Annotated in this window: 22 protein-coding genes and 1 pseudogene; 12 read left to right on the plus strand and 11 right to left on the minus strand. The window is 62.2% G+C overall.

Annotated elements, in window-relative coordinates; genetic code table 11:
• Positions 1–36: 36 nt before the first annotated feature.
• Positions 37–1,242 (minus strand): ABC transporter substrate-binding protein, encoded by a 1,206-nt coding sequence (locus tag WH91_RS12690; protein WP_046171373.1) that lies wholly within the window; start codon positions 1,240–1,242, stop codon positions 37–39.
• A gap of 229 nt (positions 1,243–1,471) precedes the next feature.
• Here WH91_RS12690 and WH91_RS12695 point away from each other — a divergent pair, with 229 nt between their 5' ends.
• The 4 genes from WH91_RS12695 (at position 1,472) to pyc (ending at position 8,273) form a co-directional block, all read left to right on the plus strand.
• Complete coding sequence (locus tag WH91_RS12695; RefSeq protein ID WP_046171374.1) at positions 1,472–2,506, plus strand: glycine betaine ABC transporter substrate-binding protein; 1,035 nt, start codon at positions 1,472–1,474, stop codon at positions 2,504–2,506.
• 193 nt (positions 2,507–2,699) lie between these two features.
• On the plus strand, positions 2,700–4,211 hold the full coding sequence (locus WH91_RS12700; protein WP_046171375.1) for a putative bifunctional diguanylate cyclase/phosphodiesterase: 1,512 nt from the start codon (positions 2,700–2,702) through the stop codon (positions 4,209–4,211).
• A 101-nt stretch (positions 4,212–4,312) separates the two neighbouring features.
• Complete coding sequence (locus WH91_RS12705) at positions 4,313–4,726, plus strand: protein tyrosine phosphatase family protein (RefSeq protein ID WP_046171376.1); 414 nt, start codon at positions 4,313–4,315, stop codon at positions 4,724–4,726.
• Positions 4,727–4,832: 106 nt separating this feature from the next.
• Entirely contained in the window at positions 4,833–8,273 is a 3,441-nt protein-coding gene (gene pyc, locus WH91_RS12710; protein WP_046171377.1) for a pyruvate carboxylase, read from the plus strand.
• 36 nt (positions 8,274–8,309) lie between these two features.
• Here pyc and WH91_RS12715 read toward each other — a convergent pair whose 3' ends face one another.
• Complete coding sequence (locus WH91_RS12715; RefSeq protein WP_046171378.1) at positions 8,310–8,612, minus strand: YkvA family protein; 303 nt, start codon at positions 8,610–8,612, stop codon at positions 8,310–8,312.
• A 54-nt stretch (positions 8,613–8,666) separates the two neighbouring features.
• Positions 8,667–8,876, minus strand: coding sequence for a DUF4287 domain-containing protein (locus WH91_RS12720; protein WP_046171379.1), 210 nt, complete (start codon positions 8,874–8,876; stop codon positions 8,667–8,669).
• A 126-nt stretch (positions 8,877–9,002) separates the two neighbouring features.
• Between WH91_RS12720 and ispG the strand changes: the two genes are divergently transcribed.
• Genes ispG through WH91_RS12735 form a run of 3 tightly spaced genes read left to right on the plus strand, consistent with a single transcriptional unit; the run spans position 9,003 to position 10,801 of the window.
• Positions 9,003–10,241 carry a flavodoxin-dependent (E)-4-hydroxy-3-methylbut-2-enyl-diphosphate synthase gene (gene ispG, locus WH91_RS12725; RefSeq protein WP_046171380.1) on the plus strand — a complete coding sequence of 413 codons (1,239 nt, stop codon included), beginning with the start codon at positions 9,003–9,005 and terminating at the stop codon, positions 10,239–10,241.
• A gap of 51 nt (positions 10,242–10,292) precedes the next feature.
• Positions 10,293–10,520, plus strand: coding sequence for a hypothetical protein (locus WH91_RS12730; RefSeq protein ID WP_046171381.1), 228 nt, complete (start codon positions 10,293–10,295; stop codon positions 10,518–10,520).
• The gene (locus WH91_RS12735; RefSeq protein WP_052952817.1) at positions 10,517–10,801 is read left to right on the plus strand and encodes a type II toxin-antitoxin system RelE/ParE family toxin; all 285 of its coding nucleotides are present in this window, start codon (positions 10,517–10,519) and stop codon (positions 10,799–10,801) included. The genes WH91_RS12730 and WH91_RS12735 overlap by 4 nt, the downstream gene beginning before the upstream one ends.
• A 9-nt stretch (positions 10,802–10,810) precedes the next feature.
• Here the strand turns inward: WH91_RS12735 and WH91_RS12740 are convergent, their stop codons facing one another.
• The 3 genes from WH91_RS12740 to WH91_RS12750 are packed head-to-tail and all read right to left on the minus strand — an operon-like array spanning position 10,811 to position 12,842.
• Positions 10,811–11,296, minus strand: a complete 486-nt coding sequence (locus tag WH91_RS12740) for a YbaK/EbsC family protein (protein WP_046171383.1) — start codon at positions 11,294–11,296, stop codon at positions 10,811–10,813.
• Between the two features lie 9 nt (positions 11,297–11,305).
• Positions 11,306–11,938, minus strand: a complete 633-nt coding sequence (locus WH91_RS12745) for an MOSC domain-containing protein (RefSeq protein ID WP_046171384.1) — start codon at positions 11,936–11,938, stop codon at positions 11,306–11,308.
• A gap of 1 nt (position 11,939) precedes the next feature.
• Positions 11,940–12,842 (minus strand): polyprenyl synthetase family protein, encoded by a 903-nt coding sequence (locus WH91_RS12750; RefSeq protein ID WP_046171385.1) that lies wholly within the window; start codon positions 12,840–12,842, stop codon positions 11,940–11,942.
• 196 nt (positions 12,843–13,038) lie between these two features.
• Between WH91_RS12750 and WH91_RS12755 the strand changes: the two genes are divergently transcribed.
• Positions 13,039–13,755, plus strand: a complete 717-nt coding sequence (locus WH91_RS12755) for a transglycosylase domain-containing protein (RefSeq protein ID WP_046171386.1) — start codon at positions 13,039–13,041, stop codon at positions 13,753–13,755.
• On the opposite strand, the gene WH91_RS12760 is transcribed toward WH91_RS12755, so the two are convergent.
• Positions 13,752–14,279: a gamma-glutamylcyclotransferase gene (locus tag WH91_RS12760; protein WP_244542351.1), complete on the minus strand. Its 528-nt coding sequence runs from the start codon at positions 14,277–14,279 to the stop codon at positions 13,752–13,754. The genes WH91_RS12755 and WH91_RS12760 overlap by 4 nt on opposite strands.
• 184 nt (positions 14,280–14,463) lie before the next feature.
• Between WH91_RS12760 and WH91_RS12765 the strand changes: the two genes are divergently transcribed.
• On the plus strand, positions 14,464–15,435 hold the full coding sequence (locus tag WH91_RS12765) for a DUF2125 domain-containing protein (protein ID WP_046171388.1): 972 nt from the start codon (positions 14,464–14,466) through the stop codon (positions 15,433–15,435).
• Between the two features lie 187 nt (positions 15,436–15,622).
• On the opposite strand, the gene WH91_RS12770 is transcribed toward WH91_RS12765, so the two are convergent.
• The 3 genes from WH91_RS12770 to WH91_RS12780 form a co-directional block, all read right to left on the minus strand.
• The gene (locus WH91_RS12770; RefSeq protein ID WP_046171389.1) at positions 15,623–16,594 is read right to left on the minus strand and encodes a prephenate/arogenate dehydrogenase family protein; all 972 of its coding nucleotides are present in this window, start codon (positions 16,592–16,594) and stop codon (positions 15,623–15,625) included.
• Positions 16,591–17,691, minus strand: a complete 1,101-nt coding sequence (hisC, locus tag WH91_RS12775) for a histidinol-phosphate transaminase (protein ID WP_046171451.1) — start codon at positions 17,689–17,691, stop codon at positions 16,591–16,593. The genes WH91_RS12770 and hisC overlap by 4 nt, the downstream gene beginning before the upstream one ends.
• A 229-nt stretch (positions 17,692–17,920) precedes the next feature.
• Positions 17,921–18,652 (minus strand): class I SAM-dependent methyltransferase, encoded by a 732-nt coding sequence (locus WH91_RS12780; protein WP_046171390.1) that lies wholly within the window; start codon positions 18,650–18,652, stop codon positions 17,921–17,923.
• Positions 18,653–18,756: 104 nt separating this feature from the next.
• Here WH91_RS12780 and gloB point away from each other — a divergent pair, with 104 nt between their 5' ends.
• Positions 18,757–19,524: a hydroxyacylglutathione hydrolase gene (gene gloB / locus WH91_RS12785; RefSeq protein ID WP_046171391.1), complete on the plus strand. Its 768-nt coding sequence runs from the start codon at positions 18,757–18,759 to the stop codon at positions 19,522–19,524.
• A 157-nt stretch (positions 19,525–19,681) separates the two neighbouring features.
• Complete coding sequence (locus WH91_RS12790; RefSeq protein ID WP_046171392.1) at positions 19,682–19,933, plus strand: hypothetical protein; 252 nt, start codon at positions 19,682–19,684, stop codon at positions 19,931–19,933.
• A 98-nt stretch (positions 19,934–20,031) separates the two neighbouring features.
• On the opposite strand, the gene WH91_RS12795 is transcribed toward WH91_RS12790, so the two are convergent.
• Positions 20,032–20,484, minus strand: a complete 453-nt coding sequence (locus WH91_RS12795; RefSeq protein ID WP_244542352.1) for a hypothetical protein — start codon at positions 20,482–20,484, stop codon at positions 20,032–20,034.
• Between the two features lie 116 nt (positions 20,485–20,600).
• Here WH91_RS12795 and WH91_RS26140 point away from each other — a divergent pair.
• A pseudogene (locus WH91_RS26140) lies at positions 20,601–20,870 on the plus strand (IS30 family transposase); the annotation flags it as partial.
• Positions 20,871–20,943: the final 73 nt, after the last annotated feature.

The following is a 20,943-nucleotide window of genomic DNA, read 5'->3' on the forward strand; positions in this document are numbered from 1 at the left end:
CTCCCGGGCCTTCATATTATCCGGAGCTGACAAGCGTTACTTGATCAGGCCCTTTTCGACGAACTTGCCGCCTTCGACGGCGAGTTCGACGATGATGCCGTCAACGTCGCCGGCTGCGTCGAAGTCGAGAGCACCACCGGCGCCTTCATAGTCGATGTCGGTGCCAGCCTTGATCAGCTCGACAGCCTTGGTCCATTCGCCGGGCAGGATCTTCTCGCCGGGAGCGGAAGAAACGTCACGCAGGGCAGCCGAGAGGCCGTCACGCGAGGCCGAACCGTTTTTCTCGATGGCCAGAGCCAGCAGGAAGGCGGCGTCATACGCCTGAGGGGCGTAGGTGGCAGTGGCTTCAAGACCAGCAGCCGTAGCCAGATCGGTGTATGTGGTGGTTGCAGCGCCTTCAGGAGCGCCGGCGCGGGTGGCGATCAGGCCTTCCACGGCAGCAGCGTCGATGCCGGAAAGCAGATCGTCGCCAACCATGCCATCACCGCCAACGTAGGTGGTGAAGTTGCCGCTTTCGACGGCCTGGCGCAGGATGGTATTGCCCGAAGCATTGGCATAGGCCAGCACGACGAGGTTCTGCGAAGCGGTCAGGTTGCCCAGCTCGGCGCGGTAGTCGGCCTTGCCTTCTTCATGAGCGACATTGGCAGCAATGGTGCCGCCGCCAGCAGTGTAGGCAGCCGACAGTGCGTCGGCGAAGCCTTTGCCATAGTCGTTGTTTACATAGGTGATGGCGATGTCCTTGAGGCCCTTGGAGAGCAGCAGGTCAGCCAGCTTGACGCCCTGGAGCGCGTCGGACGGGGTGGTGCGGTAGACGAGGTCATTGTCTTCGAGTGTGGTCAGGGTCGGGGCTGACGAAGCTGGGGAGATGAACACAACATTGCCCGACAGGCCCGAGCCGTTGAAAGCGCCGATGGTTTCGCCGGTGCAGAGTGCGCCGACCACGGCCGTGACGTTGTCGGAGTTGATGACCTTGTCGGCAGCGGCAGCAGCAGCCGTCGCGTCGCAGGCGCCGTCAGCGGAGATGAGCTTGAGCTCGCCGCCCAGAATGCCGCCCTGCTCGTTGACCTGCTTCACGACCAGCTCGGCGCCGGCAAAGATTGGCGGGGTCAGGGATTCGATCGGACCGGTGAAGCCGCCGATGAAGCCGATGGTAGCGCCGGTATCCTGAGCGATGGCGGGCGCTGCGACGACGAGCGTCGAAACGGCAACGGCCAGAGCCAAGGTGTTCTTGAGATTGAGCATGTATGTCCCTCTGCTGGGTCGCACCGTCGAGAGGCCCTTGCCCGAGCCAGTCTTTCGTACGATACGACACGATATGGAGGCGCAACCCGCGCCTCGCTGGACGGGACTGTTGCACATTTGTCAGGCCGGAGTCACCGGGAATTGATATGGAAATCAGGCCTCCGCTGCTGTTGCTTAACGCCGGGGTGTTTTGCATAGATTGGGTGCGGTTGATGAGGAGAAACGGGCCATGACGGCAAGACTTTGGCGCTTGGCGGCGATGATGGCCGTGGCTCTTTCGGTCGGGCCGGCTGTCGCCCAGTTCACCGTGCTGGATCAGACCCAGGACGGAGAGACCGCGCAAAGACAGGAGACTGCGCCACCGCCACCGATCTGCGGCACGCAGCCAGTGACTGTAGCCAAAATGGCTTGGCCGTCGGCCGAACTGCTGGCTGAAATCCATGTTCGGCTGTTGCGCCAGGAGTTTGGCTGCGACGTTAGCATTACGCCGGGCGACCTGGCCGCGACTGGCTCGTCGATGGGGTCGACTGGCCAGCCTGCCGTGGCGCCGGAAATGTGGGTCACCCGGATTGCCGATGTGTGGAACGCGGGGATCGAGGCGCAGATGCTGCGACCGGCAGCGTCGAGCTATGTCGAGAGCCAGTTCGAAGGCTGGTTCATGCCGGACTATCTGGCGGCCGAGCACCCGGAACTAAGGGTAGCCAGCAATTTAGCGGACGGACTGTCGGCTGTCGCTGCCAAGGAAAAGCTGCGGTTCATTTCCTGCCCTGTGGACTGGGCCTGTGCGGTGATCAACCGCAACCTTATCACGGCTTTGGGGCTGACCGACCTAGTCGAGCTGGTCGAGCCGGCCAATCGCTTCGAGATGGACACGCTGATAGCCGAAGCTGTGAACCTGCGGCAGGCGGTGCTGTTGTATTACTGGCAGCCCAATGCGGTGCTGGCGCAGCTCAACTTCGTGCCGCTCGATATGGGCGCCTATGACCAAGAGGCGGCGCGGTGTCTTGCGCAAGTGGTGTGTGCCAGTCCCAAGCCAAGCGCCTTTGCCAGCGAGACTGTGGTCGTGGCCCTTGCCGAATGGGTGTTCACCGACATTCCCGCCATCGCAGCTTACTTCCAGCGCAGCAGCATGCCGCTGGAGGTGATGAATGGCTTGCTCGCCAAGCTCAGCGAGCCGGGCGCCACGGCCGAGGGCGTGGCGGAGCGGTTCGTAGCGGGTCAAGAAACTGTATGGCGAGCGTGGGTCGGTGCAGGCGCCGGCTGAACCGCAACAGATGATTAACCCTTCAGCGAAAAGCCAGAGCCGGTGTCACGTGCCTGTCATATCGGATGGATAGCCGGGCCTCGATCAAACCTCTCCTAAGCGATTGTTTAATATGAAGTTTCGCATGACGTTTACGCCACGTTCAGAATTTTGAGCGCTAGAGTGTAAGCATAGTCACTGACCTGAGCGAAGCATGCGCCGCGATCCAAACTTTGCGTCGATCCTCGATGGCTACCGCCGCATAGCGACTGCGCTGGTGGTGCTGGTGCTTTTAACCGTCACCTTCAGATTGCTGGCGTTTTTCAACATGTTGGGCGCGGAAGCGCTGGCGGCCATGCCGGCGGCGGCCCTTATCGTGGGTTTCCTGCTGTTGGCAATTCTGGCCTATGGCCACCGCTGGTTGTCGCAGCGACTGAAGGTAATTTCCAAGGAAGCCCGGCAGGCGCGGGACAAATCGGACCGCGACGCGCTGACTGGCGTTTATAACCGGGCCTATTTCCTCGAAGCGCTGTCCGACGAGGTGTTCCATGGTGCAGAGCGACCGGTGGGCTACCTGCAGCTCGACATGGACAACCTCAAGGTACTCAACGACAGCGCAGGCCATGCGGCAGGCGACGCGGCGCTGGTGCATCTGGCACGCACCATCGAGACGGTGATTCCCGGCGGCATTCTGGGCCGGCTGGGTGGCGACGAGTTTGGCGTGATCATCCTCGGGCATGACAACAAGCCCGCCTTGCGCCGACTTGGGGAAGAATTGCTGCGGCAGTTGGATCGGCCGGTCAATATCCTGGGACGTTCGGTGCGACTTTCCGCCTCGATCGGGGTGGCGATATCGCCGCTGGATACGGTGGATGCGACGGACCTGATCTCGAAGGCCGACCTGGCGCTCTATACCGGCAAGAAAAATGGCCGCCACGCGGTGGTGTGCTTTGATGCCGACATGCTGGGCGACGAGCGGCATCGACGCTTCGTTGAGCGAGACCTGCGCGCCGCGTTGATGATGAACGAGCTGGAACTGCATTATCAGCCGGTGTTCGGCAGCGACCTGCAAATCCGGTCCTATGAAGCGCTGGTGCGCTGGCGCCATCAGGTGCGCGGCATGATCTCGCCAGCCCACTTCGTGCCGATCGCCGAGGAAAGCGATCTGATCGACAAGCTGGGCGAATGGGTGCTGCGCCGGGCCTGCGCCGATCTGTGCGATCTTGGCGGCAAGCCGGTGGCGATCAACGTCTCGCCCATGCAGTTGCGGCATGTCGATTTTGCCAAGCGCTTTGCGGCGACACTTGTGGAACTACATGTCGATCCGCGGAGGATCATCGTCGAGATCACCGAGACGGTGCCGCTCAACGCGCGGGCTGCTGAGCTGGATAATCTCGATGCCCTGCGGGCCCTCGGTGTGCGCATTGCGATCGACGATTTCGGCGCCGGGCATGCGAGCCTGCAATATCTGCGCGGCTTTGCCTTCGACATCATCAAGATCGACCGCAGCTATGTGATGAATCTGGGCGAAAGTCGGATCGACGGCATGATCGTGACGGCGATCTGCGATATCGCGCGTTCGCTGCCAGTGGATGTGATCGCCGAGGGTGTCGAAACGCAGGAACAATTCCGGCACTTGAAGCTGGCCGGCTGCACCGGCTTCCAGGGCTTTCTGCTTGGGCGGCCAGAGCCATTGCGCAAGATGGAAGCGATCGCTGCTGCATGACAGACTGGTGACAGCTATTCGTCAGTCGCAGTTGCGTCCGGCGTGACCGGACGGATATAAGAGTCCCTGGGAAGCCAGTTTGTGGCAGCGGGAGTAGTGACTTGGATTTGAAGCGGATCAACGAACACGTCAGCGTTTCGGGGCAAATTCAGCCTGAGGACATTGCCGCGCTCAAAGAGGCCGGCTTTACCGCCATCATCAACAATCGCCCCGATGACGAATCGCCTGACCAGCCAGCGAGCGCCGAAATCGAAGTCGCGGCCAAAGCAGCCGGGCTTGATTACTATGCCATTCCACTGGGCCGTGAAGGGGTTTCTCCCGACATGGTCGAAAAGACCAAATCGGTGCTCGAGGGGAGCGCCGGTCCGGTCTTCTGCTTCTGCCGTTCGGGGGCGCGCTCGACAACCTTATGGGCGCTGAGCCAGGCAGGAGACATGGATGCAAGCGAGATCATTTCGCAGGCGGCAGAGGCCGGCTACGACATGAGCCATCTCGCAGGCCATCTCAGCCGCTAGTTATTGATTTGGACGGTTGGGCGGGCAACCGCCTCATCCGTTGCCGACCACCTGAGCCGGACCCTCCACAAGGGTCCCCACTCCCTCCTGCTCGGATATGCAATCGATGCCAATCAAGAAAATCCTCGTCGCCAATCGCAGCGAAATCGCCATTCGCGTATTTAGGGCGGCCAATGAGCTGGGGCTCAAGACGGTGGCGGCATATGCCGAAGAAGACAAGCTGGCGCTGCATCGGTTCAAGGCCGACGAGGCCTATCTGATCGGCAAGGGCAAGGGTCCGGTCGAGGCCTATCTGCAGATCGACGAGTATATCCGCATCGCTCGCATTTCGGGCGCCGATGCGATTCATCCCGGCTATGGCCTGCTGTCGGAAAGTCCGGAATTCGTCGATGCCTGCGAGGATGCGGGGCTGATCTTTATCGGCCCCCGCGCACAGACCATGCGCGACCTCGGCAACAAGGTTGCCGCGCGCAACATGGCGATCGCCAACAATGTCCCTGTGGTTCCCGCCACCGACGCACTGCCCGACGATCCCGAGCAGATCAAAAAGCTGGCGGCCGAGGTTGGCTATCCGCTGATGCTCAAGGCAAGCTGGGGCGGCGGCGGGCGCGGCATGCGTCGCATCATGGACGAAAGCACGCTGCTATCGGAAGTGTCGGAAGGCAAGCGCGAGGCCAAGGCGGCGTTCGGCAAGGACGAGATGTATCTCGAAAAGCTGGTCGAGCGGGCCCGCCATGTCGAAGTGCAACTGATCGGCGACGACCACGGCAACCTGGTGCATCTATATGAACGCGACTGCTCGGTTCAGCGCCGCAACCAGAAGGTAGTGGAGCGCGCTCCGGCGCCCTACCTGTCGGCCGAAGTGCGCAAGGAGCTGACTGACGCCGCGGTTCGCCTCGGCAATGCCGCCAACTATCGTGGTGCCGGCACCGTCGAATTCCTGATGGATGCCGATACCGATAAATTCTATTTCATCGAGGTCAATCCGCGCATCCAGGTGGAGCATACCGTCACCGAGGAAGTGACCGGCATCGACATCGTCAAGGCGCAGATCCATCTGCTCGACGGCGCTGTCATCGGCACTCCGGAATCCGGCGTGCCGCTGCAGGAAGATATCCATCTCAACGGCAATGCAATCCAGTGCCGGGTGACCACGGAAGACCCCGAACAGAACTTCATTCCGGACTATGGCCGCATCACCGCCTATCGCGGTGCGACCGGCTTTGGCGTGCGGCTCGATGGCGGCACGGCTTATGCAGGCGCGGTGATCACGAGGTTTTATGATCCGCTGCTGGAGAAAGTCACCTGCTGGGCGCCGAGTGCCGAGGAAGCCATCGCCCGCATGCACCGCGCCTTGCGCGAGTTCCGCATTCGCGGCGTCTCGACCAATCTTGCATTCCTCGAGAACATCATCACCCATCCCGACTTCGTGCAGAACCGCTATACGACGCGGTTTATCGACACGACGCCGGAGCTGTTCAACTTCAAGCCTCGCAAGGATCGTGCGACCAAGCTGCTCAGCTATATCGCCGACGTGACCGTCAATGGTCATCCCGAAGTGCGCGACCGGCCACGGCCGCCAGCGGCCGCCGCAGCGCCAGTGGTGCCGGAATTCCCGGCGCTCAGCGTCATCGAAGGCAGCCGTCAGGTTCTTGAGCGTGAAGGCGCTGCCGGGCTGGCGCGCTGGATGAAGCAGCAGAAGCGCGTGCTGTTTACCGACACGACGATGCGCGATGCGCATCAATCGCTGCTGGCGACGCGGATGCGCTCGTTCGACATTACCCGCATAGCGCAGGCCTATAGCCGCGGCCTGCCGAACCTCTTCTCGCTCGAATGCTGGGGTGGCGCGACGTTCGACGTGTCGATGCGCTTCCTCAACGAGGACCCGTGGGAGCGGCTGGCCAAGGTGCGCGAAGGCGCGCCGAACATCCTAACGCAAATGCTGCTGCGCGGCAGCAACGGCGTTGGCTACACCAATTATGCCGACAATGTCGTCAAGTTCTTCGTCAAGCAGGCCGCAGCCGGCGGCGTCGATGTGTTCCGCGTCTTCGATTGCCTGAACTGGGTCGAGAACATGCGCGTCTCGCTCGATGCGGTGATCGAGGAGGGCAAGGTCGCCGAGGGCGTCATCTGCTACACCGGCGACCTGTTCGATCCCGACCGCGCCAAATATGACCTGAAATACTATGTCGGACTGGCGCAGGAGCTGGAAAAGGCTGGTGCGCATGTGCTGGGCCTCAAGGACATGGCGGGGCTGCTGAAGCCTTCCGCGGCCAAGAAGCTGATTGCCACGCTGCGCAACGAGACCAACTTGCCGATCCACCTCCATACCCACGACACCTCGGGCGTTGCTTCGGCCACCGTGCTGGCGGCCGTCGAAGCCGGCGTCGATGCCGTTGATGCGGCCATGGATGCGCTGAGCGGCACCACCAGCCAGCCGACGCTGGGCTCCATCGTGGCCGCGCTGCAGGGCGATGAGCGCGATCCGGGGCTTGATGCCAAGGCGATCCGCCAGATTTCGTTCTATTGGGAAGCGGTGCGGACGCAATATCGCGCCTTCGAGAGCGATCTCAAGGGCGGTGCATCCGAAGTCTACCTGCACGAAATGCCGGGCGGCCAGTTCACCAATCTCAAGGAACAGGCGCGCTCGCTGGGGCTGGAAACCCGCTGGCACGAGGTCGCGCAGACCTATGCCGACGTCAACCAGATGTTCGGTGATATCGTCAAGGTGACGCCGTCGTCCAAGGTGGTCGGCGACATGGCACTGGCCATGGTTTCGGCAGGCCTGACGCGGGCCGACGTAGAAGACCCCAAGCGCGACATCGCCTTCCCGGACTCGGTGGTCGGCTTCTTTGCCGGCGATCTGGGCCAGCCGCCCGGCGGTTTCCCCAAGGCACTGCAGGCCAAGGTTCTCAAGGGCAAGACGCCGCTGACCGAACGGCCGGGCTCTTATCTCCAGCCGGTTGACCTGGAAGCCGAACGCAAGAAGATCGCCGACGAAGTCGGGCATGAGATCGACGATCTCCGGCTCGCGTCCTACCTGATGTATCCCAAGGTCTATTCGGATTTCGAAAAGACCCAGGAGCGCTACGGCCCGACCGAAGTGCTGCCGACGCCGGTGTATTTCTATGGCCTGTCGGAAGGCGATGAACTGTTCGTCGACATAGAGAAGGGCAAGACGCTGGTGCTGCAATATCTCGGCCGCGCCCCAACCAATGAAAAGGGCGAAGTGCGGGTGTTCTTCGATCTCAATGGCCAGCCACGCACAATTCTCGTTCCGGATCGCCTAAAGGTCGGCGAGATCAAGGTTCGCGCCAAGGCAGCGCTCGGCGATGCCAAGCAGGTCGGCGCGCCAATGCCGGGGGTGATCTCGACGCTCAACGTCAAGCAAGGCCAGAAGGTCAGCGCCGGCGACGTGATCTGCTCGATCGAAGCGATGAAGATGGAGACGGCAATCCACGCCGAAGCCGATGGCGTGATCGCGGAGCTCTTGATCAAGCCGGGCGACCAGATCGACGCCAAGGATTTGCTGGTCCGGTTCGAATAGCAAAAGGCCCGGAGCGATCCGGGCCTTTTGTTTCCGCTACACGCGGCGCGCGCGGCCGTCGATGGTTTGGCCGTTGCGTTCGCGCATGTCGGCTCTGACGGGGACCGGCAGGCGGCTGACGATCCAGCCTACCATCATGGGGACCAGCACGATGTCATCGATCCAGCCCGCAAGCGGGATGAAATCTGGAATGATGTCGATCGGGTTGACCAGATAGAAAGCCACAAACAGCGTTGCGGCCTTCAACATGATTGGCGTTTCCGGCGCGAAGAATGCCTTCCAGAGCTGGACGACTTCTTTGCGGAAGAGGACGAGGCGGGGGAGGAGCATCTTTATCATGGACGAGAGATGGCCCCTATCTCGCCAGGTTCAAGAGGCCACCCATCACAATCTCTAGTCAAGCGCACTGCGTTCGCGCAGCAGTTTGACGATGGCCATGGCGTGGCCGTGACCCAGGCCGTAATCGGCCTTTAGCCAGTCGGTGATGGGGGTCGCCTTGGTGCCTGGCTTGGTCAGGCCCTTCTTGGTGGCCAGCCTGACAAATTCGTCCGGGCTGACCCCTGTCTGTTTTTCGATATTGGCCAGATAGGCGGCAAAACTCATGGCAATCCTCCGGTTTCGCGTTTCATGCTACATGACGAACAAGAAGGCGCCAGTTCGACACAATCGAGAAGCATTGCGCCGGTAGTGTGGGAGGACTATTTCTCCCTCAATGGTTCGAGGTGTTTGATGGCCGGTGCTCTGGCGCGTAGAAATTCGGTGGGTGTGAGCGTCGGCGGCGTGATGGTCGGCGGTGGGGCGCCCGTCGTCGTGCAGTCGATGACCAATACCGACACCGCCGATATCGACGCGACGGTGAAACAGGTCATGCAACTGGCGCGGGCCGGCTCTGAAATCGTGCGCATCACGGTGGATCGCGACGAGAGCGCCGCCGCCGTACCGATCATCCGCGATCGGCTGGCCTTTATGGGTTATGACGTGCCGCTGGTTGGTGACTTCCACTACATTGGCCACAAGCTTCTGACCGATCATCCGGCCTGTGCAGAGGCTTTGGCGAAATATCGCATCAATCCGGGCAATGTTGGCTTCAAGGCCAAGCGCGATACGCAGTTTTCAACGCTGATCGAGATTGCCAACAGGTACAATAAGCCGGTGCGTATCGGGGTGAACTGGGGTTCTCTCGACGAGGAACTGCTCACCAGATTGATGGATGAGAACGCCGTGTCGGCCGCGCCGATTTCGGCTGCCGCGGTGCAGCGCGAGGCGATCATCCAGTCCGCTTTGCTCAGTGCCCGCCGTGCCGAAGAACTCGGCATGGGGCGCGACAAGATCATCCTCTCGACCAAGGTGTCGGATGTGCAGCATCTGATCGCGGTCTATCAGGACTTGGCGGCGCGCTGCGATTATGCGCTGCATCTGGGGCTGACCGAGGCGGGCATGGGCACCAAGGGTGTCGTCGCCTCGTCGGCGGCCATGGGCATTTTGCTGCAGCAGGGCATTGGCGACACCATCCGGATTTCATTGACGCCCGAGCCGGGTGGCGATCGCACCACCGAGGTCAAGGTGGCGCAGGAACTGCTTCAGACTATGGGCTTCCGCCAGTTCCTGCCGGTGGTCGCCGCCTGCCCCGGTTGCGGCCGCACGACGTCCGACACGTTCCAGCATCTGGCCAAGGATATCCAGGATCACCTGACGGCCTCGATGCCGGACTGGAAAGAGCGCTATCCCGGCGTCGAAACGCTGACGGTGGCCGTAATGGGCTGCATCGTCAACGGCCCCGGCGAGAGCAAGCATGCCAATATCGGGATATCACTGCCAGGCACGGGAGAGTCACCGGCCGCGCCTGTGTTCATCGATGGCCAAAAAGCAGTGACGCTGCGCGGGGCCGATGTAGCCGACCAGTTCAAGGTGATGGTGGCGGATTACATCGAGCGGAAATTCGGGCAGGGGCAGAAGGCGGCGGAGTGAGCGGGCGCAGTAACACTTGTGCCTTGCACCGGACGACAGCATATTAAGTCCATGACCACACTTTTGGATGAAGCGATTGAACGCGCGCGTGCCCTGCCACAGCGTGCCCAGGACGATCTTGCACGCGTCGTCCTGCAGCTGACCGAAGCAGAGCAGTCGATCTACCAGTTGTCTGTGGACGAGCTTGCAGCGTTGGCGCCGTCCATGATCGAGGCCGATGCGGGCGTCTATGCCAGCGATGCACAAGTTGCAGCCGTCTGGGCCAAGCACAGCCAGTGAAGGTTCGCTTCACGCCGCGGGCCTTGGCCGAGCTCGCTGCAATACTGGATTTCGTGGCGGAGCGGTCGCCAACGGGCGCTCGCCGCATACAATATCGCATCAGGACCCTGATCGAATTGCTGCCGGACTTCCCGCATTCCGGGCAGCTGACCAGCGTAGAGCGGCTTCGGCGCCTCGTGGTGATCCCGTTTCCCTACGTGATTTTCTATCGGCCTGATGCAGACGATATTGTCATCGTTTCCTTGCGTCATACGGCTCGTGAGCCAGAGCTGCGTCCGTGACGATGCAGTTCAGGGAAACTGGATCACCTCGCCCGGCGGTACACACGCATCGACCCATTTGTTGCCGCAGAGTTCGGCGAGGCGAGTGACGCTGAGGCGGACCGAGGCGTGGGTGTCGCCGCCAGCCGGGATCATTAGTTCATACACCTTGATCGAAACGTCGAGATAGATCGGCAGGGGAGACGGCAGGCCGAAGGGGCAGACGCCGCCGACCTGATGGCTGGTGAGGCGCAGCACGTCTTCGGCGCCAAGCATGCGCGGGCGGCCACCGAAGGCAATCTTGGATTTCTGGTTGTCGAGCCGGGCATCGCCGCGGGTCACCAGCAGGATTTCCTCATCTCTGACGCGAATGCACAGCGTCTTGGCGATCTGACCGGGCTCGACGCCATGCACTGCGGCGGCCAGTTGCACCGTGGCGGTCGAGGCGTCGGTGACCTCGACGGCAAGATCAGGCGCGCGGGCGGCGAGGTCGGCTTGGACGGACGCGAGGGACATGGATCGCTTTCAGATCAGGCTGGCGAGGTTGTCTTCGTATTTGAAGCGTGTCTTCTCGCGGATGGGTGTGGTCAGCGCGCGGCGCATGAAGCCGGGGTCGATGTCGCGCTTGCCATCGAGCGCCATCAATTCGCTGACGGTGACGCGTTCACCGGCAAAGTGGGTGTAGGTGAGCGCCATGCCGGGTTCGACCGTGCCCGGGGTTAGCACGCGGCAATAGGCCCCGGGGCGGCCGGCGCGGTGGAATTTTTTCACCCACATCGGGTCGCTCATCAGCGCCGAAAAAGTCATGCAGGGGGTGCGGTGGTAGGTGACCTCGAGCAAGATCTGGCCAATGGCGAAGCGATCACCGATAGCAACACTGCGGCCTTCGACGCCACTGATGGTGAGGTTGTCACCGAACCAACCCGGTTCGATGCGCTTGCCGAGCTGGTCGGCCCAGAACTGATAGTCATCGGCAAAATAGATGTAGATGGCCTGGTCGACGCCACCATGATGCTTGCGGTCGCAGACGGCGTCATTGGCCAGGCCCATGCGGTCGATCTGGGCATTTGGCACGGGCGTCTTGATGATGCCAGTGAGCGGCTTGTAGCCGGGGATATGCCGGCCTGTACCCTGGTTGACGCTGAGCAGGCTCGGCATTTCAGTTCTCCCGGCTGGCAAAATAACGGGCGGTGGCGCGCAATCCGTCAGCCTTGGGGCCGAAGGTGCGGAGGGCCGAGAGCGCGTCATTGACGGTCTGGGCGAGGCGGACCTTGGCGCCGTCGAGGCCGAGCTGGGCGACGAGGGTCTGCTTGCCGGCGTTCGCATCCTTGCCGGTGGCCTTGCCCATGGCTTCAGGCGTGGCGGTGACGTCGAGGATATCGTCGGCAAGCTGGAAGGCGCGGCCGGCAGCCTCGGCATAAGCGGTGACCACGGAGAGCGCGCGGGCATCGGCGCCGCCGAGGATAGCGCCCATGCGGACGCTGGCGCGGATCAGGGCGCCGGTTTTCATCGCTTGCATGGTGGAAATCTGGTCGCCGGAAAATCCGCCCTGTTCGCCTTCGATATCGCGCATCTGGCCGCCGACCATGCCGCCCGCGCCGGAGCCGGCGACCAGTTCGGTGACAAGGGCAATGCGCACCGACGGATCGGGGTGGCAGATTGGGTCGGCGAGCAGGCCGAAGGCGTGCGTCAGCAGCGCGTCGCCGGCAAGGATTGCGGAGGCTTCGTCGAAGGCCTTGTGCACGGTGAGTCGGCCACGGCGCAGGTCATCGTCGTCCATGGCGGGCAGGTCGTCGTGGATCAGCGAATAGCAGTGCACCATTTCGACGGCGAGGCCGGCGGTCAGGGCGTTGGCCGGAGATACATTGAAGATGGCGGCGGCCTGGCGCACCAGCAGCGGGCGCAGGCGCTTGCCGCCATCGAGTGCCCCATGCCGCATGGCTGCAACGACACGCTCGGCGGCGGGGCCGGGGCCCGACAGACGCGCGACATCGAGATGCTGCGCGAGACCCGCTTCCACGTCTTTGGCACAAGCGGCAATGTCGGCGGCGAAATCATGCATATGTCGTTGCTAGCCGGTTTGAGGCAGTGGCGGCAAGAACTAGCTTTAGAGCTACCAAACCCATCCCTACAGATCGTCACCCTCGGGCTTGACCCGCGGGATCATGCCAAAGGTTCAGCTAGAGTAACGCCCTCGGGTCAAGCGTGAGGGTGACGCGTGGTGGACGTGATGCTGTTGGTTGGCTATTGAGCCTGCCATGGCACGACGCAGCACAGCAAAAGGCATCTGGCGGATCATCCGCTCCATCGCGCTGGTGCTTGGCGTGCTGATCGCCATTCCGGTGGTGCTGACGCCGATCTATCTGGTGGTGCACCCGGTCTCGGTGCCGATGCTGGAGCGTTATGTCACCGGGCGTCCGGTCGATCGGCAATGGCGCGATATCGGGCAGATTTCGGATCGCCTGAAAGCCTCGGTGATCCTGTCGGAAGACGGGCAGTTCTGCCGGCATTGGGGCGTCGATTTCGGCGCATTGCGTGAAGAGGTCGAGCGCTACATGGATGGCGAGGATGCGCGCGGCGCCTCGACCATCACCATGCAGGTGGCGCGAAACCTATTCCTGTGGAACCAGCAGAGCGTGGTGCGCAAGGTTCTCGAAGTGCCGCTGGCGCTCTATATCGACCTGATCATGCCCAAGCGGCGGATTATGGAAATTTATCTCAACATCGCCGAGTGGGGTCCGGAGGGGCAGTTCGGGATTGGGGCCGGGGCGCAACGGGCGTTTGGCTTCGAGCCGCAACATTTGGACTGGCGCAGGGCGACGCTGCTTGTGACGGCTCTGCCCAATCCGATGTTGCGGCAGCCGGGGCGGCCATCGCAGGGCATGCTGCGTATCGCTGGGATCATCGAGGGGCGGGTCGGCGAGTTTGGCCAGCGGGCGAGTTGTGTCGGAGAGAGTGGGCGGCTGTCGCTCTAGGCCGCTTCGTCCTTGGCCAGCAGATCGGCCAAGGCCATCAATTGCCGATCGCGAATGCCCAACTCGCTCAGATGTTTGGCGGTATTCAGTACATAGTCGATATTGCGGCCGGACAGGCCTACGCCGGCACGGACCATAGCGAGTTGCTGGTCGAGATCGAGGCGGCCGGCGAATTGTTCGTGGCGTTCGTCGACGAGGAAGGCCAACGCGCTGATGGTCCTGCCATCGGCGAGACGGACCGGGCGCATCACGTCGCGATAAACCGCGGTGACCTGTTCGCGCTGCTGCAGGTATGCGCGAACCTGGGCCCAATGGCTATCTGCGACTTCGAACACCATGCCGCGGCAGGAGCCGCCGCGCGCCAGCCCGAACACCAGCCCCGGTTGCTCGACAGTGCCGCGATGATGATGCGAGACGATGGAGAGGCTGCGATGGGCGCCTTTGAGCAAGCCCTGCTGCGCTGAAACATGGGCAAAGCCGGGGTTCCAGATCAGTGATCCATAACCGAAGACCCAATGGGTCACTGTATTTTCCAAATCGTGCATCGCCTCAACCTGAACAGAAACCTAGGCAAGCCTGCGGCGGCAAGCAATCGCCTGCCTTGGGTATGAGCCTTGCGATCCTAAAGCCACCCGAATTTACCCGTGATGAATGACGGGGCCGCCACCCCTCTTTAGTCCGCCTGCCGGGAAAGGTAAGACTGCGGCCATGAAGAAACGAATCATCATACTCGGCTCGGTTGTCGTTGCGCTCATCGTGCTGTGGAGCACGGCCTGGTTTGTGCTGGCTGGCGTGGTCAAGCAGAACATCGAGGCACTGGCTTTTGCCGATGGAGTCACGACGCCTAGCCTCTCCTGCGAGACGCTCAGTGTCGGCGGTTATCCGTTCCGCTTCGATGCCGATTGCGTCAACGCGAGGATCGTCAGCGGCGATGTGCTTGCCGAAGTCCCGGGCATTCGCGCCAGCATTCGTGTCTATGCACCAACCCATCTGCTGGCATCGGCGCTGGGGCCGGTGCAGCTCAATGATAATTTTACCGGCACGCGCAATAGCGTGACCTGGTCGACGCTGGAAGCCAGCCTGCGGCTCGATGACTGGCGCATTGCGCGGGCTTCGATCTCAGGCAAGGACGTGGTGTGGAGCGATACGCTGTTTGGCGATGCGGTGATCGCGCAAAGCCCGCTGGTAGAGCTGCATCTGTTCGATATTCCCGAGCAGCTCGATGCCGAGCGGCAGACCGCGGCGCTGGCGCTCTATGGGCGGGCGCAAACCCTCGCGTGGCCGGGCCTGACGCTGACCGATGCCAATGCCGAGGTCCAGCTCGAGATGAGCGGCCTGCCCGACGATGTGCGGGCTTGGGGTGATCCGACAGTGCTGGCTAGCATCCAGCAAGCCGGCGGCAAGCTCAACGTGGTCTCCATCCATGCGACCGACGCAGATGCGACGCTGGATGCGTCTGGCGAGCTGATGATCGACCCGCAGGCTTTGCTGGAAGGCCAGGTTTCGGTCAATTCGAGCGGCGTCGCCGAGCGGATCGGCCCGATGATCGAAGAGCCATGGCGCACCCTGGTGCTGGGCACGCCGGGACCTGATGGCTTGCACACCAACCAGCTCAATTTCAGGGCCGGGGCAGTGTTTTCGGGGCTAGTACCAATCGCAGCGGTGCCGCCGCTGTATTGATAGGCTGGGTGTCCGCTATTCACCTCTCCCCTGAGGGGAGAGGTCGGCGCGAACGCGCCGGGTGAGGGGTTCAGCGCCTGGTTTGACCATATTTCCGCAACCGGTCTCTGAACCCCTCACCCCACCCTCTCCCCTCAAGGGAGAGGGGGAGATAGAGCTTCTGGGTCAGTGGCAATCTCAATCCGCCTTAAGCGTCTTCGCCGCCATCGTGCTCGCGCACAAATGCAATATCCGGCACTGGTGCTGTTTCATGCGGGCGGCCAAAGTCGGCGGCGGCGGTTTCCTGGCCGGCGGAGATGATCGAGCGGCGGATGGCGCGGGTGCGGGTGAACATGGCTTCAAGCGCTGGGCCGTCCCCCGTGCGCACGGAGCGCTGTAAGGCCGACAAATCCTCGGAAAAGCGGCCCAGCATTTCCAGCACGGCATCGCGATTGGTCAAGAAAATGTCGCGCCACATTACCGGATCGGAGGCAGCAATACGGGTGAAATCGCGGAAGCCCGAGGCCGAGAACTTGATGACTTCGGACTGGGTGGCGGCTTCCAGATCAGCCACGGTGCCCACGATGTTATAGGCAACGAGATGGGGAATATGGCTGGTGATGGCCAGCACCATGTCGTGATGGGTCGCGTCCATGCATTCGACCTGGCTGCCCATGGCACGCCAGAAGCTTGCAAGTTTTTCGGTCTTTGCCGGCTCGACCTCGGGACCCGGCGTCAGCACGCACCAGCGGCCGGTGAACAGTTCGGGGAAGCCTGCAGATGGACCGGAATGCTCGGTGCCGGCCAGCGGGTGGCCGGGAATGAGGCTAATGCCGGCTGGAACCAATGGGGTCAGGGTCTTGACCACATGGCCCTTGACCGAGCCCACGTCGGAGAGGATCGCGCCCGGCTCCAACGCTGAAGCAATGCTCTTCATGACGCTTTCATAGGCGCCAATCGGGGTGCAGATAATTACCAGGTCGGCGCCGCGCACGGCTTCGGCGGCCTCGAGCGTATAGATGTCACCCAGCTTGAGGTCGCGGGCTTCGTCCAACGTTTCCTGCTTGCGGGTGGCGATGGAAATGACATCCACCAGACCCTGCCGCTTGGCGGCCAGCGCGATGGACGAGCCGATCAGGCCGATACCGATCAGGGCCAGCTTGCGAAAGTGAACGCTCATGCGACTTTGACCAATGCGTTGAGAATGCCGGCGACGCCGCGCATCGCCTGCTCGGAACCGATCGAAATGCGCAACCCATCCGGGATGCCATAGGAGGCGCCGATCTCGCGCACGATCAAGCCGCGATCGCGCAGCGTCTCGAAGGCCAGTGTTGCATGTTCGGCATCGGGAAACAGCACCATGACGAAATTGGCCTGGCTGGGAATGACGCGGAAATGGTTCGAGGCGTCGAGCTCCGCGGTGATCCAGTCGCGCCACTGGGCGTTGTGCGCCTTGAGCCTGTCGTTGAATTCGCTGTCGCGCGCTGCGGCGGCACCGGCCAATTGGGCGGGCAGGTTAACGTTGAACGGGCCGCGGATGCGGTTGATGGCATCGACGACGTGATCGGGGCCGACCATCCAGCCGATGCGGGCCGCAGCCAGGCCCATCTTGGAGAAGGTGCGAACCATGACGACGTTGCTGGCCTCGCGTACGAGGTTGGCGCCGGTGGTGAAGTCCTCGGCCGTGACATATTCCGCGTAGGCATTGTCGATGACCAGCATGATATCCTGGCGCAGGCCGGCATGCAGGCGGCGGATTTCGGCGTCCGGCAGGTAGGTGCCGGTCGGGTTGTTCGGATTGGCCAGCCAGATGATTTTGGTCCTGGGCGTTACCGTGGCAAGGATCGCATCGACATCGGCGGTGTAGTCATCCTCGTCGACCATGACGATGCTGGCGCCGGCCGCCTTGGTGATGATCGGATAGACCGAAAAGCCATAGCGGCTCATGATCGCCTCGTCGCCCTGGCCCAGATAGCATTGGGCGAGCAGGTGCAGCAGATCGTCCGAGCCGTTGCCGCAGACGATCAGTTCGGGATCAATGCCATGCACTTCGCCTAGCGCAGTGCGCAGGATTTTCGAGGTGCCTTCGGGATAGATGTCCAGCGTATCGGCTACGGAGCGAAAGGCCGCGATGGCCTTGGGGCTGGCGCCAAGCGGGGACTCGTTGGATGACAGCTTAATATAGCTGCTGCCCGGCGCGCCGGACTTGCCGGGCACGTAGGGCGCAATATCGAGAATACCGGGCTGCGGAATAGGGCGGATAGGAGCGTCGGACATGATGCCATTTCTGGGCGGAAAAACCGCGCGGACCATAGTCAAAGTAAGACGGGAAGGCAAAGCGGATGTTGGAAAGACCGCTGGCGATCCAGTTGACACCCTCCCCCTTGCGGGGAGGGTCAGGGAGGGGGATGTTTAGCACCCTATGTAGGGGCCAGCCGCCACCCCCACCTAGCCTCCCCCGTCAAGGGGGAGGTACCGTGCGGTGGTACAACAGAAGTCTGCGATTTCAGACCTGCCGGGCAGTCGCGGTGTTCATGCTGGGGACGCGGACGAAGCGTTCTTCGCGTTTGCGGCGGGCGATGGCCGGGAAGGCCTCCTTGCGGGCGCGGACGCAGATGACCCCGCTCATGGCGGGGGCCAAGATGCGGCCGGCGCGCTCGAACAGGCGGGTTGATTTGAGCACCAGCGAGGACTGCACCGGTGGCAGGAACAGACCATCGCGCCAAGCCTCTGGCACGAAGCTGTGGTCGCGCAACAGCTTGTCGAGCTGGCCGCCGGAATAGGGATTGCCCTGGCCGAAGGGGGTGTTGTCGCGCTGGGCCCAGATACCGCGACGACGCGGCACGACGACGATCAACTGGCCATTCGGCGCGGTGATGCGCCAGAGTTCGCGCATCAGCTCCTCGGCATCGGCGACATGCTCGAAGGCATGAATGGCGATGGTCAAGTCGACGGCCGCGTCGGTCAGTGGCATTTCCAGCGGATCGCACAGCACGGTGTGGGATGGACCCTCGCGCGGCCAGGCCGATGCGCCTTGGCGGGCCGGCATGAAGGCCAGCACGCGTTCGGCTTTTTCCAGCGTGAAGCGCAGATAGGGCGTGGCGAAGCCGAGGCCCAGCACGCGCTTGCCGGAAACGTCGTCGGCCAGGCCCATGACCTGTTCGCGCACGAGGGTGCGCGAAATGCGGCCCAGCGGCGATTTGTAGTAGGCGATGAGGCGCGTGACGTCGGCTGTCATGACTTCAACTCTGCCGGTTTCCCAGAGACTTGTCCAACTGGCTGGTTGTCATGTGGAACCTGCACCCCTAGCTATCAAGTTCTGCAGTTTGAAGGAGCATTGCCGTGAGTCTGATCGTCGACGTATTTCCCGCGCGCAGCGATAATTTCGGTTACCTGGTGCATGACACTGCAACGGGCCGCACTGCCGCCATCGACGCGCCCGAGGCCGCTGCGATCAAGACTGCGCTGCTGCATCGCGGCTGGACGCTGAGCGATATCTTCATAACGCATCACCATATCGACCATGTCGAAGGCATTGCCGAGCTCAAGGCCGAGTTTGGCGTACGTGTCGTCGGGCCGCGTGCCGAGGCCGACAAGATCGCCGATCTCGATGAGCTGGTGGCCGGTGGCGATACTGTGATGCTGGGCGAAACGACGTTCAAGGTTTATGACGCGCCGGGCCATACGCTGGGGCACATCGTGTTCCACGACAAGGCGGGCAAGCACCTGTTTACCGCCGATGCGCTGTTCTCGCTCGGCGTAGGCCGCATGTTCGAAGGCACGCCGGGTCCAATGTGGGAAGGCGTCAAGGCCTTACGCGATTTGCCGGACGATACGCTGGTGTATTGCGGGCACGAATATACCCAGAGCAATGCGAAGTTCGCCCTGTCGGTGGATCCGGACAATGTGGCGCTGCAGAAGCGGGCAGCCGAGGTAGATGCGCTGCGGACTGCGGGCAAGGCGACGGTCCCGTTCCTGCTGGGCGAGGACAAGGCTGCTAACCCATTTTTGCGAGCCGACGATGTGGGGCTAGCCAAGCATTTTGGACTGGAAGGCGCATCGCCTGCCGAGGTGTTCGCGGTGATCCGCAAGGACAAGGATACGTTCTGACCGCCCGCCTGCGGTAACCATTTCGCGCTTTTGGGAGCTTATACGTTAACAAAACGTTAGCATCTGGCACACGGATTGCCCCTTATAGGGCATAGGGCCAGATGATTTGTCTCGTTTCGAGACAGGCTGGCCCGCTTTGAGACAGAGCGAGGCGAAGATGGCCGATTTCGAGACAAAGCCAATGGCGCAATTGGTGCCGATCACGGCGCCGGGTGGCAAACCGTCACTGTTGCGCAATCCGACCGCCGCTGCCTTCGTCAGCCAGTTGCTGGCCGAGCGCGCCAACCTGGCGCCACAGCGCGCACGGCGGCGCGGCACTGCGGAGGGTGCCATTGGCGCTTATTCCGCAGGCGCGCGCGTTGCGATCAAGCGTATGCCTATAGGGTATCGGACGTCGATCGTCGCCTAACGCTCGTCGCGAACGTTCAGATCGCTCGCTGCGCGTTAGATCTTTGTTTGACGCATGTCTTTGTCCCGAAACCGGCGGCCACTTTCGGGAGACATGCTTTAGCTCATCGTGACGTCGCGGCCGGCGCTGGTGATGGAGACGGTGAAACCGGCGACGACGTCGATCAGCGACATGACCATGAGCAGGAAGAATACCGAGCTGGCGGCGGCTCCGGCGAGCAGGAACTCGATCAGGAAAGCCACGAACAGGCCCATCGAGAGCATGTGCTCGATGATCGAGGTACGGCTGCTGTTAGTCGATTTCAGCACTTCGATAAACAGGCAGACAATGCCGATGACCAGCAGAAAGTCGCCGGCCGTGATGGCCCAGGGCGTGCCGGAAACCATGGGAATGGTGAAGAGGCCATTGGACCAGCCCAAGGGCGAGCCGCCAAAGAATAGAAACGCTGCGATATTGTAGAGCACGAAGGGCACGACCAACAGCGGCGGAATGAACAGGCCACGCTGGCTGACGCGATTGCCATGCGGTGGGATGTAAACGGTCTCGGTCATGGCACGGCTCCAGTGTGGTTGGGCGCACCATGCCAGAGCGGGAAGTGGCCGGGAAGGCCTGGTGAGTTCAACCGGTCATTGCAACACCATTAATCTGGAAGGATTGGAGGTGTAGCATGGTGACGTCACGGATCCGGTTTACTTCAGCGCAGAAGGCCGAGCTGTCGGAGCGATGGAAGCAAGGTCAGAGCATTTCATCGGTCTCGCGGTCACTGGATCGCCGGACCAAGGGCGGCGTTCAGCGGATCGTATCCTTGCATGGTGGCATTGCTCCGCCAGCAAGGCGTAGAGCGGCCTCAGCGCTGGAACTGGGGGAGCGCGAAGAGATCTCTCGCGGGATTGTGGCGGGCATTGCCATCCGTGCTATTGCACGAAGCTTGGGGCGACCCGACCCCTTCGGGGCCACCCTCCCCACAAGGGGGAGGGATAAGGAAGTGCTGGGTCATTTGGTCTGGCGCC

Origin of the sequence: Devosia psychrophila (assembly GCF_000971275.1) — a bacterium.
GTDB classification, from domain to species: Bacteria; Pseudomonadota; Alphaproteobacteria; order Rhizobiales; family Devosiaceae; genus Devosia; species Devosia psychrophila.

Excerpts from the sequence above, each read along its gene's own strand:
- WH91_RS12730 (WP_046171381.1), top strand. The coding sequence starts at position 10,293 with ATGACCACACTTTTGGATGAAGCGATTGAACGCGCGCGTGCCCTGCCA.
- WH91_RS12695 (WP_046171374.1), top strand. The coding sequence starts at position 1,472 with ATGACGGCAAGACTTTGGCGCTTGGCGGCGATGATGGCCGTGGCTCTT.
- hisC (WP_046171451.1), bottom strand. The coding sequence starts at position 17,691 with ATGTCCGACGCTCCTATCCGCCCTATTCCGCAGCCCGGTATTCTCGAT.
- WH91_RS12745 (WP_046171384.1), bottom strand. The coding sequence starts at position 11,938 with ATGCCGAGCCTGCTCAGCGTCAACCAGGGTACAGGCCGGCATATCCCC.
- WH91_RS12750 (WP_046171385.1), bottom strand. The coding sequence starts at position 12,842 with ATGCATGATTTCGCCGCCGACATTGCCGCTTGTGCCAAAGACGTGGAA.
- WH91_RS12795 (WP_244542352.1), bottom strand. The coding sequence starts at position 20,484 with ATGACCGAGACCGTTTACATCCCACCGCATGGCAATCGCGTCAGCCAG.
- WH91_RS12715 (WP_046171378.1), bottom strand. The coding sequence starts at position 8,612 with ATGATAAAGATGCTCCTCCCCCGCCTCGTCCTCTTCCGCAAAGAAGTC.
- ispG (WP_046171380.1), top strand. The coding sequence starts at position 9,003 with ATGGCCGGTGCTCTGGCGCGTAGAAATTCGGTGGGTGTGAGCGTCGGC.
- WH91_RS12790 (WP_046171392.1), top strand. The coding sequence starts at position 19,682 with ATGGCCGATTTCGAGACAAAGCCAATGGCGCAATTGGTGCCGATCACG.
- WH91_RS12770 (WP_046171389.1), bottom strand. The coding sequence starts at position 16,594 with ATGAGCGTTCACTTTCGCAAGCTGGCCCTGATCGGTATCGGCCTGATC.
- pyc (WP_046171377.1), top strand. The coding sequence starts at position 4,833 with ATGCCAATCAAGAAAATCCTCGTCGCCAATCGCAGCGAAATCGCCATT.
- WH91_RS12740 (WP_046171383.1), bottom strand. The coding sequence starts at position 11,296 with ATGTCCCTCGCGTCCGTCCAAGCCGACCTCGCCGCCCGCGCGCCTGAT.
- WH91_RS12780 (WP_046171390.1), bottom strand. The coding sequence starts at position 18,652 with ATGACAGCCGACGTCACGCGCCTCATCGCCTACTACAAATCGCCGCTG.
- WH91_RS12690 (WP_046171373.1), bottom strand. The coding sequence starts at position 1,242 with ATGCTCAATCTCAAGAACACCTTGGCTCTGGCCGTTGCCGTTTCGACG.
- WH91_RS12720 (WP_046171379.1), bottom strand. The coding sequence starts at position 8,876 with ATGAGTTTTGCCGCCTATCTGGCCAATATCGAAAAACAGACAGGGGTC.
- WH91_RS12700 (WP_046171375.1), top strand. The coding sequence starts at position 2,700 with ATGCGCCGCGATCCAAACTTTGCGTCGATCCTCGATGGCTACCGCCGC.
- WH91_RS12765 (WP_046171388.1), top strand. The coding sequence starts at position 14,464 with ATGAAGAAACGAATCATCATACTCGGCTCGGTTGTCGTTGCGCTCATC.
- WH91_RS12755 (WP_046171386.1), top strand. The coding sequence starts at position 13,039 with ATGGCACGACGCAGCACAGCAAAAGGCATCTGGCGGATCATCCGCTCC.